Annotated in this window: 11 protein-coding genes and 1 pseudogene; 5 read left to right on the top strand and 7 right to left on the bottom strand. The window is 65.9% G+C overall.

Annotated features, from left to right (window positions below; translation table 11 throughout):
• Window positions 1-32: 32 nt before the first annotated feature.
• The 5 genes from AC1DE3_RS16190 to AC1DE3_RS16170 all read right to left on the bottom strand — a co-directional run bounded on the left by AC1DE3_RS16190 (window position 33) and on the right by AC1DE3_RS16170 (window position 7,164).
• Complete coding sequence (locus AC1DE3_RS16190; RefSeq protein WP_476779947.1) at window positions 33-890, bottom strand: ABC transporter permease; 858 nt, start codon at window positions 888-890, stop codon at window positions 33-35.
• Complete coding sequence (locus tag AC1DE3_RS16185; RefSeq protein WP_441510623.1) at window positions 887-1,807, bottom strand: ABC transporter permease; 921 nt, start codon at window positions 1,805-1,807, stop codon at window positions 887-889. The genes AC1DE3_RS16190 and AC1DE3_RS16185 overlap by 4 nt, the downstream gene beginning before the upstream one ends.
• A gap of 28 nt (window positions 1,808-1,835) precedes the next feature.
• Window positions 1,836-3,482, bottom strand: coding sequence for a hydantoinase B/oxoprolinase family protein (locus AC1DE3_RS16180; RefSeq protein WP_476779944.1), 1,647 nt, complete (start codon window positions 3,480-3,482; stop codon window positions 1,836-1,838).
• 2 nt (window positions 3,483-3,484) lie between these two features.
• The gene (locus AC1DE3_RS16175) at window positions 3,485-5,566 is read right to left on the bottom strand and encodes a hydantoinase/oxoprolinase family protein (protein WP_476852562.1); all 2,082 of its coding nucleotides are present in this window, start codon (window positions 5,564-5,566) and stop codon (window positions 3,485-3,487) included.
• Window positions 5,567-5,658: 92 nt separating this feature from the next.
• Window positions 5,659-7,164: an ABC transporter substrate-binding protein gene (locus AC1DE3_RS16170; protein WP_476852561.1), complete on the bottom strand. Its 1,506-nt coding sequence runs from the start codon at window positions 7,162-7,164 to the stop codon at window positions 5,659-5,661.
• Between the two features lie 216 nt (window positions 7,165-7,380).
• On the opposite strand from AC1DE3_RS16170, the gene AC1DE3_RS16165 reads away from it, so the two are divergent.
• On the top strand, window positions 7,381-8,067 hold the full coding sequence (locus tag AC1DE3_RS16165) for a GntR family transcriptional regulator (RefSeq protein WP_476779941.1): 687 nt from the start codon (window positions 7,381-7,383) through the stop codon (window positions 8,065-8,067).
• Between the two features lie 23 nt (window positions 8,068-8,090).
• The gene (locus AC1DE3_RS16160; protein ID WP_476852560.1) at window positions 8,091-9,158 is read left to right on the top strand and encodes an NAD/NADP octopine/nopaline dehydrogenase family protein; all 1,068 of its coding nucleotides are present in this window, start codon (window positions 8,091-8,093) and stop codon (window positions 9,156-9,158) included.
• Window positions 9,159-9,627: 469 nt separating this feature from the next.
• On the opposite strand, the pseudogene AC1DE3_RS16155 reads toward AC1DE3_RS16160, so the two are convergent.
• Window positions 9,628-10,085 (bottom strand): annotated as a pseudogene (locus AC1DE3_RS16155) (Ros/MucR family transcriptional regulator).
• Between the two features lie 585 nt (window positions 10,086-10,670).
• On the opposite strand from AC1DE3_RS16155, the gene AC1DE3_RS16150 reads away from it, so the two are divergent.
• The 3 genes from AC1DE3_RS16150 to AC1DE3_RS16140 are packed head-to-tail and all read left to right on the top strand — an operon-like array spanning window position 10,671 to window position 14,115.
• Window positions 10,671-11,639 (top strand): ABC transporter ATP-binding protein, encoded by a 969-nt coding sequence (locus tag AC1DE3_RS16150; protein WP_476779939.1) that lies wholly within the window; start codon window positions 10,671-10,673, stop codon window positions 11,637-11,639.
• Entirely contained in the window at window positions 11,636-12,619 is a 984-nt protein-coding gene (locus AC1DE3_RS16145) for an ABC transporter ATP-binding protein (protein ID WP_476779938.1), read from the top strand. Before AC1DE3_RS16150 ends, AC1DE3_RS16145 begins: the two co-directional genes overlap by 4 nt.
• Window positions 12,620-12,648: 29 nt before the next feature.
• On the top strand, window positions 12,649-14,115 hold the full coding sequence (locus AC1DE3_RS16140) for an alkaline phosphatase family protein (protein WP_476852559.1): 1,467 nt from the start codon (window positions 12,649-12,651) through the stop codon (window positions 14,113-14,115).
• A gap of 245 nt (window positions 14,116-14,360) precedes the next feature.
• On the opposite strand, the gene AC1DE3_RS16135 is transcribed toward AC1DE3_RS16140, so the two are convergent.
• Entirely contained in the window at window positions 14,361-15,923 is a 1,563-nt protein-coding gene (locus tag AC1DE3_RS16135) for an ABC transporter substrate-binding protein (RefSeq protein WP_476779936.1), read from the bottom strand.
• Between the last annotated feature and the right edge of the window lie 29 nt (window positions 15,924-15,952).

The following is a 15,952-nucleotide window of genomic DNA, read 5'->3' as shown; positions in this document are numbered from 1 at the left end:
CGCGCGCAGACAGCCGCGCAAAGGTGTCGAAATCAGTGGCGATCCGCGCGTGGATCGAGCCAGTCTCGCAGCCAGTCGCCCAGGAGATTGACGCTTAGTACCGTGAGCATCAGCGCCAAGCCGGGCAGGGTGATGATCCACCACGCGCTGGCGATATAGGTGCGCCCGTCCGCCAGCATCCGGCCCCAGCTCGGGGAGGGCGGTTGGATGCCGAGGCCGAGGAAGCTCAGGCCCGCTTCGAGCACGATGGTGCGCGCGAGTTCGAGCGTCGCGACCACCAAGACCGGCGTCAGGACATTGGGCAGGATGTGGCGCAGCAGCAGGCGGGCATGGCCCGCCCCCATGGCCAGCGACGCCTGGACGAATTCCCGTTCCCGGACCGTCAAAACCTGGGCCCTGATGATGCGGGCGTAGCGGACCCAGCTTGTCAGGGCGAGCACGGCGATCAGGTTGTGCAGGCTGGGGCCAAGCGCGGCGACGACCAGAAGCGCCAGCAACATCAGCGGAAAGGCGAGCTGGATGTCGACCAGTCGCATCAGCACGCGGTCATACCAGCCGCCGAAATAGCCGGCGACGAGCCCGAGCAGCACGCCGACGATGCCGCCGAGAATCACGGCCGAGCCTGCGATCGTCAGGGTGACGCGGCTGCCAGCGATGATGCGGCTCAGAATGTCGCGACCGAGCTGGTCAGTGCCGAACGGATGGGCTCCCAGCCCGGCCCAGGAGAGCGTCGGCGCCAGCATGCGGGCGCGCAGGTCGCCGCGCGTCGGGTCGGGCAGGCCGAGCCAGGGGCCGGCAAGGGCCAGCGCCAGCAGCAGGATCAGCAGTCCGGCGCCGAGCAGCCCCAACCAGTTCGCGCGCTGGCGGTGCAGGAACGAGAAAAGTCTCATGACGCCTGCCGGATGCGCGGGTCGATCAGGGTGTAGAGCAGGTCGACCAGAAGATTGACCACGACGAAGATCGTCGCGACGACGGCGACACCGGCCTGGACGACCGGAAAATCCTTGGTCTCGATCGCCTGCACGATCAACCGCCCGACGCCCGGCCAGGCGAAGACGGTCTCGGTCACGGCGGCGCCGCCGAGCAGCTCGCCGGCCAGGATACCGGTCATGGTCACCACCGGGATCAGCGAATTGCGGCCGACATGCCAGATATAGACCCGACGCGGTGCCAGGCCCTTGGCGTAGGCGGTGCGGACATAGTCGTCGCGCATCACGTCGAGCATGGAGGATCGCAGCAGGCGCGCGATGCTGGCCGTCGTAAAGCAAGCCAATGTCACGGAGGGCAGGACAAGGTTCTGCCATTCGCCGTAGCCACCCGTCGGAAACCAGCCGAGTTGCACCGCGAATAACAGAATCAGCATGATCCCGAGCCAGAAGGAGGGCGTCGCCTGGCCGAGCAGTGCTACCAGCAGGACCAGCCCCTCGATTGCGGAACCTCGATAGATCGCCGCGAGCGCGCCGGCCAGACCGCCGACCAGCACGCCGATCGACAGGGCGCAGCCGGCGAGGAGCGCCGTCGCGGGAAGCCGTTCGAGCACGACGTCGAGCGCCGGGCGGGCGAACTGGAAGGACTGGCCGAAATCGCCCTTCAACGCATGGAGCAGGAAGGTCAGATATTGCTGTAGAAGCGGCTGGTCGAGCCCGAGCTGCATGCGCAGCTCCTGCAATTGCGCCTCCGTCGCGCCGATCGGCAGCAGCAGCACGGCGGGGTCGCCGAGCAGCCGCGAGACGATGAAGACGATCGTCACCACGCCCCAGATCGCGATCAGGCCTTCGCCGAGGCGGGAGGTCAGGTGGCGCGGCATCCGGCGGCCTCCTTCGTCACGACGGTCCTCAGAGCTTCAGCCCGTAGATCTCCACGGCGGCCTGCCGCGAGATGCGCTCCTCGCGCAGGTCGCGCTCGACCAGCGCACGGTCGCGCTGCTTCGGATCGCCGAAGCCGCCCCCGCCGGCCGCCACCATGCCGACCCATTCGCCCGGCTGCAGGATGCCGGCGCGACGGTCGAGCGGCTTGGCGCCGGGCGACAGCTCGACGCGGGCGGTGAGGCCGTCCTGGCCGCCCTTGAGGCCAAAGGGGGGCACGATGCTGTTGGTGCCGCCGGCCGAGATGCGGGCGGTGTGGTCGAGCATCTCGACGCGCCGCCGCAAGGTCATGCCGCCGCGGTATTCGCCTGCGCCGCCGGAATCCTGCACCAGCTCGTAGCACTTCACCATGACGGGGTGCTCGATCTCGAGCGCCTCGATCGGCAGGTTGGCGGTGTTGGTCGTGTTCACCTGCACGCCGTCGAGCCCGTCCTTGTCGGCGCGCGCGCCCATGCCGCCGCCATGCATCTCGTTATAGACGTAGAAGCGGCCAGTGCGCGGATGGATGCCGCTGGTGGTCAGCAGYGTGCCGCCGGTCGAGGCTGCGGCGATGCGTTCGGGCACCACATCGGCGAGCGCGGCGAAGATCATGTCGACGAGGCGCTGGCCGATATCGGTGCGGCTGTAGACGGCCGCCGGCGGCGTCGAATTGAGCACCGAGCCCAGCGGAGCGGAGACATGGATCGGCCGGTGAAAGCCGGCATTGGCCGGCAGATCGGGATCGACGATCGCCTTCACCGCGAAATACACCGTGGCGAGCAGCGCCGTGTAGACCATGTTGATCGGCGCGCGTACCTGTGGCGGCGCGTCGGGGAAGTCGATGGAGATCTCGTCGCCCTTGACCTCGATCACGACCTTCAAGTCCATTACGCCATCGACGAGGTTGCTGTCGAAGTCGTGGCGGAAGCTGTAGGTGCCGTCCGGAATCTGCGCGATGCCGGCGCGCGTGCGCCGCTCGGTATAGTCGAGCACCTGCGCGCCGGCGGCACGCACCGTCTCGGCGCCGTATTTGTCGCAGAGCGCCTGGTAGCGCTGCACGCCGAGGCGGTTGGCCGCCATCTGGGCCCGGAAGTCGTTGATGCGCTCGCGCGGCACCTGGCAATTCAGCAGGATGAGCTGCATCAAATCTTCCTGCAGCACGCCCTCGCGATAGAGCCGCACCGGCGGGATGCGCAAACCTTCCTGGAAGATATGGGCGTGGCCGCGGTCGACGAAGTCGGAGTGGTGGGCGAGGTTCGTCACCCAGGCGACGAGCTTGTCGCCATGGAAGATCGGCTCCAGGAAGACGATATCGTTGAGATGCGTGCCGCCGCCGGTATAGGCGTCGTTGCCGACGAAGACGTCGCCGGGCCTGACCGTCGAGAGGTCGTGGTTCTTGAAGACGTGGTCGGCGATGCCGAGCAGCGAGCCCAGATGCACCGGGATATGCTCGGCCTGGGCGATGGTATGGCCTTGGGCGTCGAACAGCGCGGTCGAGCAGTCCTGCCGCTCCTTGATGTTGGTCGAATAGGCCGCACGGATGATGGCCTTGCCCATCTCCTCGACGATGGTGGTGAGTGCGCTGCCGATGACTTCGACGGTGATCGGATCGAGCTGTGTCTTGACTGTGTCCAGCATGGTCAGCCCTCGAGGATGAGGTTGAGATGGGCATCGACCGTCGCGACCTGCCCGGGCAGGACGAGGGTGGTCGAATCCATCTGGTCGATGATGGCGGGGCCGGCGACCCTGTGGCCGGGGCCGAGCCGTTCGCGGTCGTAGATCGGGCAGTTGGTGAAGCCGCCGGTCTCCGGCAGCCAGACGTCGCGATGGGTGGTGACGGCCGCTTCCACTGGACCAGCCGCCGGGGGATAAGCCTTGAGGTCGGCCTTCGGCACAAGGCCGACCGCCTCGATGCGCAGGGTCGTGACCTGCACCGGCTCCTCGGTGGCGACGTAGCCATAGACCTGCTTGTGGATGCGCTCGAACTCCGCGCGCAGCGTCACGAGGGCGGCCGCGTCGATCGGGCCGGCGGGGCAGGGCACGGTGAGCTCGTAACCCTGGCCGCCATAGCGCATGTCGAGCGAGCGGATCAGCGAGCGCCGCTCCTCGGGGATCGCCTCCTGCGCGAACCAGTCTTGCCCGCGCTCCTCGAGACCGGCGAAGCCGCTCTCCATGCCCGGCACGCCGGCTTCGCTCAGAGGCAGGAGCCGCGTCAGCGAGAGATTGGTGCGCAGATCGGTCAGCAGCAGGCCAAGCGCGCACATGATGCCCGGATATTTCGGGACGACGAGGCGCGGGATCTCCAGCTCGCGGGCGAGCCTGGAGGCATGGATCGGGCCGGCGCCGCCGAAGCCGAGCATGACGTAGTCGCGCGGATCGTAACCGCGCTCGACCGAGATCACGCGGATGGCCTTGGCCATGTTCGCTATGACGACGCTGATGATGCCCTGGGCCGTCTCCATGACGCCGAGGCCGAGCTGGTCGGCCAAGCGCCCGATCGCGGCCTTGGCGCGGGCCTGGTCGATCTTCATGCGGCCGTTCAGGAGATGCGTCGGGTTCAGCACCTGCAGCACGACATTGGCGTCGGTGACGGTGGGTTCCTCGTTGCCGCGCCCGTAGCAGACCGGGCCGGGATCGGCGGCGGCGGAGCGCGGGCCGACCTTGAGCAGGCCGCCGGCATCGATATGGGCGATCGAGCCGCCACCGGCGCCGACGGTGTGGATGTCGAGCATCGGCAGCTTCAGCGGATAGCCGTGCACGACGGCATCGTTCGACATCTGCGGCCGTCCGCGGTCGATCAGCGAAACGTCGGTCGAGGTTCCGCCCATGTCGAAGGTGATGATGTTGTCGAAGCCGGCGAGCCCGCCGACCGAGAGCGCGCCGATGACGCCGRCCGCCGGCCCCGAGAGCACGGTGCGGGCCGGGAAGTTCTGCGCCACCTCCGACGAGATCACACCGCCATTCGACTGGGTCAGATGCGGGTGGGCGTCGATGCCGATCTCAGCCAGCCGGGGCTGGAGCTTCGAGAGATAGGACTTCATGATCGGGCCGAGATAGGCGTTCACGACCGTGGTCGAGAGCCGCTCATATTCGCGGAACTCGGGCGCGACCTCGTGCGAGATCGAGACGAAGGCGCCCGGCATCTCCTGGGCCAGGATCTCCTTGACGCGCTTCTCATGCGCCGGCTCGACGAAGGAGAACAGGAAGCAGACCGCGACCGTCGTGATGCCGTCCGCCTTGAGCTTGCGGGCGGCGGCGCGCACTTCCTCCTCGTCGAGCAGGGTGTGGATGCTGCCGTCGAAGCGAACGCGCTCGCTGACCTCGAGGCGCTTGTCGCGCGACACCAGGATGCGCGGCTTCTGCGTCTGGATGTCGTAGAGGGAATCGCGCTTCTGACGGCGCAGTTCCAACACGTCGCGAAAGCCCTTGGTGGTGATCAGACCCGTTTCGGCGCCGCGCCCGACGATCAGCGCATTGGTAGCGACCGTCGTGCCATGGCCGAAATAGACGACGTCGACCTTCTGCCCCGTTGCCTTGGCAACTTCGGCGACGCCCTGCTCGATGCCGCCGGCAATGCCGAGCGAAGGGTCCTGCGGTGTGCTCGACACCTTCCAGACATGGATCTCGCCATGCGTCTCGTCGAACATGCAGACATCGGTGAAGGTGCCGCCGGAATCGACGCCGACGCGCAGCTTCAAGGTGGTTTCGTCTTGAACGGTCATGACTTTGTCGCGATCCGGTTGATCGGAAATTCAGGCAAGGTTCCGCCGTCGATGGGCCGGTGAAGCCCGCCGCTCGGGTCGTTCTGTCACTGTCAGCGCGTCTTGATGTCGATCGCGCGTACCCAGTCGTCGCCGCGCGCCTGCCATGCGATGCCTTTGGACTGGGCGTAGGTGATCGGCGTGAAGAACATGAAGATCGAGGGCGAGTCCTCGCAGAGCTGCTTGGTGAGCTTGCGGTAGAGCTCGGTGCGCTTGGCCGCGTCATTGGTCGAGCGGGCAGCCTGGGCGGCTTCGTTGAAGCTCACGTTCTCCCAATAGGATTGCGGGTTCTCCTTCTCCCAGAAGTTCAGGAGCCCGCCGGCATCCAGCGTCGGCCATCCCAGGCCGAAATAGGCGGCGTCGCCAAGGTTCTTGCCCACGATGTACTTGTTCATGAAGGCGCCGAATTCCATCTCGCGCAGCTTCACGGTAACGCCGATCTCGCCGAGCTGGGAGGCGACGACTTGGGCGATGTCAGAGGCCTGGATGTAGCGCCCGGTCGGAACTTCGAGATCCATGGTCAGGCCGTTGGCGAAGCCGGCTTCGGCCAGCAGCTTCTTGGCCTGCGCCGGGTCGTAGGTGATCGGCTTGAGATCGGGATTGTAGCCGAAATAGACCGGTGAGAGCGGCTGGCAAGCACTGACCTGGGCCAGCCCGTCGAGCAGCCCGTCATTGATCGCCTTGCGATCGATGCCGAGATTGAGCGCGCGCCAGAGCTTGGGATTGTCCTTGAAGGGTGCCTTCAACGCGTTGAGCTTGATGAACATGCCGCGCGTGCCGGCGACGGAGCTGGCATCGGCCTTGCCACCGGCCTTGATGCGCGCGATCTCGGAGGTCGGGAAGGCGGTGATCAGGTCGACATCGCCGGCCTCCAGCGCCGCGATGCGCGAGGAATCTTCTGGAATGATCCGGAAGGTGACGTTGTCGAAGGCGGGTTTCTCGCCCCAGTAGTCCTTACGCGCCTTCAACACGACGCGGTCGCCGCTGGCAAAGCGCACGAGCTCATAGGGCCCGCTGCCGAGTGCAGCAACGGAGGGGTTGTACTCCCCCGTCCATTTCGGGGGCATCAGGAGGAACATCGACATCTGGTCGGGCAGGTCGGGATAGGCGCCCTTGGTGTCGAATTCGACGACGGTAGGCGAGACGACCTTGACCTCGCTGATCGCTGCGAACCACGGCTTGTTGCGCGCGCCGGTCTTCGGATCGAGCACGCGCTCGACATTCCACTTCACGGCCTCGGCATCGAGCTTTTCACCGTTCGAGAAGGTCACGCCTTCGCGCAGCGTGAAGCGCCAGGCCGTATCGCCGATCGCTTCCCATTCCGTCGCCAGACCGGGACGAAGTTTCAGGTTCGGACCGCGATCGACGAGGGGCGTATAAATATGCGCGGCGACGCTGAGATCCGTGCCGACGGTCGTCGATTTGTCGGGGTCGAGCGTGTTGACGTTGCTCGACAGGGCGATGGTCAGATCGCGCGCCGCCGCTGGCATGAGCAGGGCGGCTGAGCCGAACCCGAAAGCGAGGGTGGCGACGAGCCGGTGGGCGAAGGCCTTGTGCATGACAATCCCCTGTTCTTGACTTTGGCGCCAATCCTGCGTTCATGATTGGCATCTGTCAATCGCCCGTCTTAAGATGTTTTGCTCAATGAAGGTGCATCGGCAGAGGATTTCATCTCCGCCATCCCGGAGGGCCGTGCCAATGAATTGCGGTCCAGGGGCAACGCAGGTGAAGATGGTTGCGAAGATGCAGGGATTCGTCTGCGGAACATGGCGCTGATGACTTTGGATACGGGACAAAGCGGTAGGGCTGGCGCCGGCGCGCGTAGCGCGCGGACGGCCGGTGGCAGCGCGTCGCGGGCCCGCGAGCTCGCCAAGCTGATCGAGAAGGATATCAGCACCGGTCGCCTCAGCGCCGGTTCTTGGCTGAAGCAGGTCGATCTCGAGTCGCAATACAGCGCCTCGCGGCTTGATATTCGTCAGGCGCTCGACCGGCTCGAGGAGAAGGGCTTCGTCAAGCTGGAGGCCAATCGCGGTTACCGCGTCGAGACCTTCGACAAGGCGCGCTTCCGCAACGTCGTGACGATCCGCGCCATCCTGGAGGTCGCGGCCGCCGCCGAGGTGTTGAAATACATCGATGAGGCGGGGCTGGAGCGGTTGCGGCAGCGGGCCGACGATTTCGCCGATGCTGTCAGTGCCGGAACCGTGATCGCGCAGGAGGAGGCCAACTACGCCTTCCACGCTGCCATGCTCGAATTTTGCCCGAACGGCGATCTCGTCTCGATGATCTTCGACCTGCGCAGCCGCGTTCCAGTCACGCTGACGCGTGAAAAGAACACCGCAGCGCTGCTCGCGAACACGGTGCGCGAGCATTACGAGATCGTCGAATGCCTACTTCAACGCGATGGGCCCGGCCTTGAAGCCGTCGTCCATAAGCACGTGCTCGGCGGCCTCGAAATCGTCTGACACCATCAAAGGGGATCGAACCCATGCGCGTTGCCATCATCGGCTTCGGCGGGATCGGGCGCGGCTACAGCGCCTACCTGACCGCTCAAGGGCACGAGCCGGTCATCTGGTCGCCGAGCGGCGCGGCGCTTGCCGATTTCGCGGGCGACGCGATGTTGACCACCACGGGTAAGCTCGAAGCCGCCGTGCCGCCGCGCATCGCCCGCGATTGCGCCGAGGCGCTTGCCAGAGCCGAAACGATCATCGTCGCGGTGCAGGCCAACGGCTTCAAGACGGTGATCGACGCGATCGCCCCTCATCTCACGGCGGGGCAGACCGTCATCATCAGCGCCCATTGCTCGTTCGCCGCGCTCTATCTGCACCGACTGCTGAAGGCGCGGGGGATCGATATTCCGGTTGCCGCCTGGGCCACAACGGCTCTGACCGCGCGCAAGAGCGGGCCACGCAGCGTCCATATCTCCGGTATACGGGCGAAGCTCGACGTCGCCACCTTGCCGGTCCGCCACGCGGAGGCAGGCCTCGCAACCTGCCAGGCACTCTTCGGCAATCGTTTCGAGCTGCGCGAGGACGTGCTGGCCATCATGCTCAGCAATCTCAACCCTCCGGCCCATGTCGCCAATATGCTCGGCAATCTGACCCGCGCCGAGCGCGGGGAGGATTGGCCGAATTACGGCTCGATCACCCAGGGTGTCGGTCGCATCGTCGATGCCATGGATGGCGAGCGCCTGGCGCTCGCCAAGGCCTTTGGCCTTTCGGTCCGCAGCGTGCAGGACCACTATGTCCATTCCTTCGGCGTCGCGCCCGGGCCCGTCGGAGAGATGGCCGCGGCGGTCTACAAGAACCGTCCGGAGCTTCTTGGCCCGAAGACGTTGGATACCCGTTTCATCACTGAGGAGGTCCCCTTCGGGCTAGTCCCTCTGGAAGCTTTGGGGCGGGTGATCGGCTTGCCGCTGCCCCTGCATGAGGCCGGCATCGCGCTGTTCGACGCGATCTGCGCCCGGAACTTCCGCGCCGAGAACGACTTGCTGCCCATGCTCGATCTAGAACTGCTGTCGGCAGCAGGGCTCCATCGGGAATTGCGCGGCGAATGAGTCGGGCGTAGCCGCGCCCGGATCTTCCACGACGGTATCGACCCGATCGTCCCATTATGAATGGCCCAGAGAGGGCTCCCCTGGTGGGAAGGTCCATTCCCGTCCACGGCTGTGAATGTCAGGTTTTGGTCGAGCGCCGAAGGCGCATCGCTCCCGAGCCAGGTACCCGGCATGATCTTCAATCACGACCAAGCCGGATTGCGGATTCCCGATTTCGAAGAAGTCGGTACACTCCGACGCAATCGGGTAACGCCCAGCAGACGTTCCTGTCGGGGGATACCGTCAGCGCGCCCGTTGGCGGCACAATGGCCGATTTCATGCGCCGCGCGGGGGTGACGCCAACCGACCTGGGTTGGAATTTTTGGTCAGGTGGGCCGTCGCGCATAGGTTTCTCCTTGTGCCACGTGCCTTGAACCATCAGCGGTCGATGTAGTTCCGGCGAGCGCTCAAAAGCGCCCGCCGCCAGCAATCAGGCGGGATTCTTCGCGCGCCCTCTTTTCGGAGTTGGCGCAGGCACAGGCGCGGCCTTCCGACGCCGCTGCCCGAGGCCCATGGATTTCGCAAGATTCGAGCGGGCTTCTGCGTAGGCCGGCGCGACCATCGGATAGTCGTTCGGCAGGCCCCACTTCGCCCGGTACTGTTCCGGGGCCATGTCGTAGGCTGTCCGAAGATGTCGCTTCAGCGACTTGAATTTCTTTCCATCTTCCAAGCAGATTAGAAATTCAGGCTAATTGATTTCTTGATGGCGACAGCTGGAACGGCCTTTTCTTCGACGGCAGGCTCTTTCTCTCTGCCAAGATTAGTCAATGCAGCATGCGTGCTAGCAATCAATGCCGGCAGCTCAGACATCGGCACGCTGTTGTGCGCTACGAATGCAGATACGATGCTGGCGACGATGTCGACGATCGCTTCGTTATTTTCGGACAATCTTCAGTCTCCTGAGTCGCTGGTTCGACTTGCCCACTTCATCAATGAATACATTCGGTAAAGCAAGTTATTTCCATGGCAGCCGACATTGACTAATTACAACTTTTACTAGAATTGCGGGCATGGTAATTTAATCGCGCCCTTAAGCGGCGTCGCGCATCTGCAAATCGTATCCTCCGACAATTGGATTGTAATGAGCGTTGGCGCCGACGCGCTCGGCAGGCGCATTACCGGCATCTTGCGGGTATCGCTGTCGTCTCGATGCTCAAGGACATCCGCACAGTTGCGGATGACTGCACGAAAATCATGAAAACGCTGATGGTCGCGGATGTTAAAAACGGTGACCTTAGCAGCACCTTCGACAAATTCTTCGCGTGCAGTTCCAGGTCAATGACGGTCGATATCCGACACTCGACCGCGACGTCACAAGACGGTCACGGGCCCGGCGATATGTCGGCCGTCATGCAGTCATCATCGACCTTGACGAAGCATCGCTTCAACAGACACGGCTCGAGTTTCATCGAAGGCCAAGCCGTATCCCCCCTGCTTCGATTGCATGGCTTTACCGTTGCCGTGTCCGGCGCGATGCCGATCGTACGCGGCATCGACCTGTCGGTGGGGCGCGGCGAGGCGCTCGGCATCGTCGGCGAATCCGGCTGCGGCAAGAGCATTACCTGGCTTGCCGCACTGCGCCTGCTCGGGCGCAATGTGACGACCGGCGGGGAGGCCCTGCTCGACGGACGGGATATCGGCACGCTCCCCGAGCGCGAGCTGGCGCGGGTGCGCGGTGGCCGCATCGCCCTGATCTTCCAGGATCCGAGCAGTGCGCTGAACCCGGTGCAGCGCATCGGGACGCAGATCGCGGAGGTCCTCCGGCTTCATCGCGGCCTGACCGGAGAACCGGCCCGCCGCGAGGCGCTGCGCTTGCTTGACCGGGTCGGCATCGCCGACGGCACGCGCCGCCTCAAGCAATATCCGCATGAATTCTCGGGGGGAATGAACCAGCGCGTGATGATCGCGCTGGCGCTGGCGGGCGAGCCTGATGTGCTGGTCGCGGACGAGCCGACGACCGCGCTCGACGCCACCATCCAGGCGCAGGTGCTCGACCTGATCCGCGAGCTGCGGCGCGAGACCGGCATGGCGCTAATCCTGATCTCACACGATATCGGTGTCGTCGGCGATCTCTGCGAGCGGATCGCGGTGATGTATGCAGGGCGAATCGTCGAGACGGCGGCGACGCAGGACCTGCTCACCCGGCCGCGCCACCCCTATACGCAAGGTCTGCTGGCGGCACTGCCGACGCTCGACGGTCCGCGCCGGCGGCTGACGCCGATCCCCGGCACCGTGCCGGCCCCGGCCAGCATTCCGCCGGGCTGCGCCTTCGCGCCGCGCTGCCCGATCGCGATCGAGCGCTGCGGCGATGAATTGCCGGAACTGACGCTCGCGGCGCAAGACCAGCGCGCCGCCTGCCTGCGGCTCGACGAAGCGTTGCCGCCTCGCGGCGCCGCCTTTCCGGATCTGTCGGTGCCCGCGCCAATCGGGGCGACGGCATGACCATGCTTCTCGATGTCCGCGATCTCGCCCGCGAATACCCGGTCGCGACTGCCGGCGGAGCGCGCCGCATCCTGCACGCGGTCGACGGCGTGAGCTTCTCGCTCGAACGCGGGAAAACGCTCGGCATCGTCGGCGAATCCGGCTGCGGCAAGTCGACCACCGCCAAGCTCGCGCTCGGTCTGCTGCCGGCGACACGCGGGCGGATCAGCTTCGAGGGCGAGCCGGTGACCGGCTTGCGCGATCGCCAGTGGCGCGCACTGCGTCGGCGCATGCAGCTCGTCCATCAGGACCCGCTGGCCGCGCTCGACCGGCGCCTGCCAGTGGGTGAGCAGGTCGTCGAGCCGCTGGTCATCCATGGGCTGGAAGGCAACACCGGCGCGCAACGGCAGAAGGCGCTCGCGCTGTTCGATGCGGTCGGCCTGCGGACCGATCTGTTCGAACGCTATCCGCACGAGCTGTCCGGCGGGCAGCGCCAGCGCGTGGTGCTGGCGCGGGCGCTCGTGCTCGAGCCGGCGCTGCTCGTCTGCGACGAGCCGATCTCGGCGCTCGACGTCTCCGTCGCGGCGCAGGTGATCAACCTGATGCAGGACCTGCAGACCCGCTTCGGCATGGCCTATCTCTTCATCAGCCATGATCTCAAGGTCGTCCGCCAGATCGCCGACAAGGTTGCGGTGATGTATCTCGGCCGCATCGTCGAGCAAGGCCCGCCGGATGCGCTGTTCCACGCCCCGGCCCATCCCTACACAGAGGCGCTCGTCTCGGCCGTGCCGACGCCGTTGCGCGGGACGCAAGGGCGCATCATCCTGCAGGGCGACCCGCCGAATCCCGTCGACAGGCCCTCGGGCTGCGCCTTCCATCCGCGCTGTCCGCGCGCCGTGGCCCGCTGCCGGGAGGAGGTTCCGGTGCTCAAGCCTGTGGCTGACGGCCGCCTCGCCGCCTGTCATCTGGCAACCGCACCGACCGCGGCGGCCGCAGCCTGATCCGAAACGACGCCGACCCCGGAGACGAGATGAGCCGCCCTGACCAACCGACCGCCAACCGCGTCATCATTGCCGTCTTCGACGGTCTGCGGCCGGATCTCGTCACGCCCGAGCTCACGCCGAACATCATGCGCCTTGCCGCGCGCGGAACCTGGTTCCGCCGCGCGCGCAGCGTCTTTCCGTCGGTCACCCGCGTGGCGACGAGCTCGATCGCGGCCGGCGCGCCCCCGATCGTCCACGGCATCGTCGGCAATGCCTTCTATCATCGCGCGGCGATCCCCGAGAGGATGTTCGACACCAGCGATGCCGGCCTGATCCGCCGCGCCGAGGCGCATCATGACGGTCGCCTGCTCGCCGCCGACAGCTTCGGAGACGTGCTGGCCCGTGCCGGCAAGCGCATGGCGGTGGTGCATACCGGCTCGGCCGGCTCGGCGCATTTCATCAATCCGCGCGCCCGCGCCAACGGGCACTGGACCTTCTCGATGCACGGCGCCGGGGCGACGCAGACGCCGGAAGCGGTCGAAGCCGCGATCGCCCGTCTTGGCCCGCTGCCGGAGCGCGAATTGCCGCGGCTGCAGGAACTCGCCTATGGCGGGCGGGTGATGACCGAGCTGGTGCTGCCTACACGGCCCGACGTCGCGTTGATCTGGTTCAACGAGCCGGATACGACCTTCCACTATCGCGGCCTCGGTTCGCCTGAGGCTATGGCTGGCCTTCGCGAGGCCGACCGAGCCTTCGGTGCGATCCTCGACTGGGTCGAGGCTCAGCCCGATGCGGAGCGTATCGCGGTGATCGCGGCCTCCGATCATGGGCAGATCTCGACCGGCACGGTCGAACCGCTGTTCGAGGCGGCGCAGCAGGCCGGCTTCGACCTCAGCGCGGAAAAGACAATCAACGGCGCCGCTATCGTGGCAACCGGCGGCATGAGCGGAGAGATCCGCCTGCGGGAAGGCGAGCACGCCGAGATCCAGCGCGTCGCAGCCTGGCTGATGGAGCATCCTGCCATCGGCCATGTCTTCTCGCGCGACCGCAACGGCGTCGAAGGCGAGATCGCGGGCACGCTCTCGCTGGGCCTTATGAACACGGGGCATGCCGAGCGCCAGCCGGAGTTGATGTTCATTCTGAAATCGACGCTCGACGCCGATCAATATGGGCTGCCCGGTCTCGGGGCGATGACGCCCGGCGACGTGCCACTCGGCGGCGGCATGCATGGCGGCATCAACCCGCATGAATTGAACACCGTGCTGATCCTCGGCGATGCCAGCGGCCAGGGCGCCGTCTCGCAGGAACCGGCCGGCATCATCGATATCGGGCCGACCGTGCTTGGCCTGCTCGGGCTTCAGCCCGCGGCGACGATGATGGGGCGCAATCTTGCCGTTCCAGCCCGCGAGGAGGGGCGTGAGCTTCGGCATTCGGCCGGCAGCGGCACCTTCGTCCAGCATGTCGATGTGGTCGAGCAGGACGGGCGGCGGTTTATTTTGGGTGGCGGGCAGTAGAGCTCGCTGGTTTCGAGGAAACCGCGCCGTCATTCCGAGGCAGGCCGCAAGCCTGAGCCCGGAACCCATGAACACGACCTCGCTCCAGTCGTCATGCTCGCCCTTGTGGCGAGCATCCGCGTCTTGAACACCGCATTGCACGAATGAAGACGTGGATGGTCGGCACAAGGCCGACCATGACGTATAGCGCCGCGCTTATCGGCTCGGGCCTGTGCCTACGGCGCAGCCCTGAAGCATAGTCGCTTTCAAACCTTGGCGAAGCTCAGATTGTCCGGGCGCAGATCCATGAAGTAGAAGGTCGTCGGCCGCCAGGCGATCGACTTCTTGATCGCGTAGGCCTCGCTCGGCTGGTAGAGGATCGTGGCCGGCGCCTCCTCCTCCCAGATGTCGAGCATCTCGGTGAACAGCGCCTTGCGCTTCACCGGATCGGTCTCGGCCTCCAGCGCCGTGCCCGCCTTGTTGAAGGCCTGCGCCGAGGTCCAGAACTTCGAGACCTGGATCTCGCCGGCCGGCCCCCAGGCCACCCAGATCGAGCCAAGCGGATCGGGCAGGCGTGTCGAGTTGGACCAGTTGAAGATCTGCGTGTTGGAGCCGCGCATCTGGGTCGAGTTCTCGACGACCTGCAAGGATGCGTTGATGCCGACGGCCTTCCACTGCTCGGTCAGGATCTGCGCGGCCTCGAGCGCATTGGTGTAGTAGTTGGCCTGCGTCCGGTAGACGATCGGCTCGCCCTTGTAGCCGGCTTCTTTGAGCAGGGCCTTGGCCTTCGCCGGGTCGTAGGAGAGCTTGCGGCCCTCGATGAACATCTGGCCGTATTCCGGGAAATTGTGGCTCGCCGGCACCTGCGCGGTGCCCTGCCAGAGCGCCTCGACCAGCTTCTGGCGGTCGATCGCGTAGTTCAGCGCCTGCCGCACGCGCTTGTCGGCGAGCACCTTGTCCTGATCGTTGTAGGCGAGGACATGGACATTCGCGAGCACGACCGAGCGCACGTCGATGTCCTTGTAGCCGCCGACCACGCTCATCTGGTCGGGCGGGATGTTGGTGATCAGGTCGTAATCGCCGGCGACGAGGCCGGCGACGCGCGCCGCCAGCTCCGGCACGCGCTTGAAGCTGACGCGCCTAGCCGTCGGCTTGCCCATGAAATAGTCGTCGAAGGCTTCCAGAACCGTGGCGTCGGCGGCCGAATGCGAGACGACGCGATAGGGGCCGGTCGCCACCGGCTTGCGCGAATAGGCCTCGAAGCCCATCGCCTCATAGGCGCGCTTGTTGACGATCCAGGCGCACCAGGAGGCGAGGCGCTGTTCGAGTAGTACGTCGGCGACCTTGGTCTTGAAGCGGACCGTGTAGCGATCGACCGGCTCGACCGAGGCAAGGATGCCGAAATAGGCCTTGCCGCCGGGGATCTGGGCCTTGTCGCCCCAGAGCCGGCCGTCGCGGAAGGTGTAGGCGACGTCTTCCGAGGTCAGCTCGTCGCCATTGTGGAACTTCACGCCCTGGCGCAGCGTGACGACGAGTTCCTGCGGCGAGACCCGCTCCCATTTCACCGCCAGATGCGGCTTGAGCTCCGAGCCGCCGCCATCGGCCGCGCCGAGGAAATCGCGCCGGATCAGCGTGTCGAAGATCGAATAGGTGACGCGGGTGCCGACATTGGAAAGCTCGCGCGCCGGTTCCAGCGTCGCCGGCAGGTCGGCGACCGCTACGGTAAAGCTCGGGCGGCTGTCACCGGCGGCGAAGGCGGTCGGCATGGAGAGCGCGACCGGCAGGGCGGCAGCAGCCTCGATGAAGCGGCGACGGGACAGGACGGGCATGGAGATCCTCGCAAGACATCGGGCGGGGC

Source organism: Allobosea sp. 10L417 (genome assembly GCF_056395485.1).
This window is presented reverse-complemented; position numbering and strand designations above follow the sequence as displayed.

Coding starts and splice junctions, on each gene's coding strand:
- AC1DE3_RS16190 (WP_476779947.1), bottom strand. CDS start 890: ATGAGACTTTTCTCGTTCCTGCACCGCCAGCGCGCGAACTGGTTGGGG.
- AC1DE3_RS16185 (WP_441510623.1), bottom strand. CDS start 1,807: ATGCCGCGCCACCTGACCTCCCGCCTCGGCGAAGGCCTGATCGCGATC.
- AC1DE3_RS16170 (WP_476852561.1), bottom strand. CDS start 7,164: ATGCACAAGGCCTTCGCCCACCGGCTCGTCGCCACCCTCGCTTTCGGG.
- AC1DE3_RS16165 (WP_476779941.1), top strand. CDS start 7,381: ATGACTTTGGATACGGGACAAAGCGGTAGGGCTGGCGCCGGCGCGCGT.
- AC1DE3_RS16160 (WP_476852560.1), top strand. CDS start 8,091: ATGCGCGTTGCCATCATCGGCTTCGGCGGGATCGGGCGCGGCTACAGC.
- AC1DE3_RS16150 (WP_476779939.1), top strand. CDS start 10,671: ATGCCGATCGTACGCGGCATCGACCTGTCGGTGGGGCGCGGCGAGGCG.
- AC1DE3_RS16145 (WP_476779938.1), top strand. CDS start 11,636: ATGACCATGCTTCTCGATGTCCGCGATCTCGCCCGCGAATACCCGGTC.
- AC1DE3_RS16140 (WP_476852559.1), top strand. CDS start 12,649: ATGAGCCGCCCTGACCAACCGACCGCCAACCGCGTCATCATTGCCGTC.
- AC1DE3_RS16135 (WP_476779936.1), bottom strand. CDS start 15,923: ATGCCCGTCCTGTCCCGTCGCCGCTTCATCGAGGCTGCTGCCGCCCTG.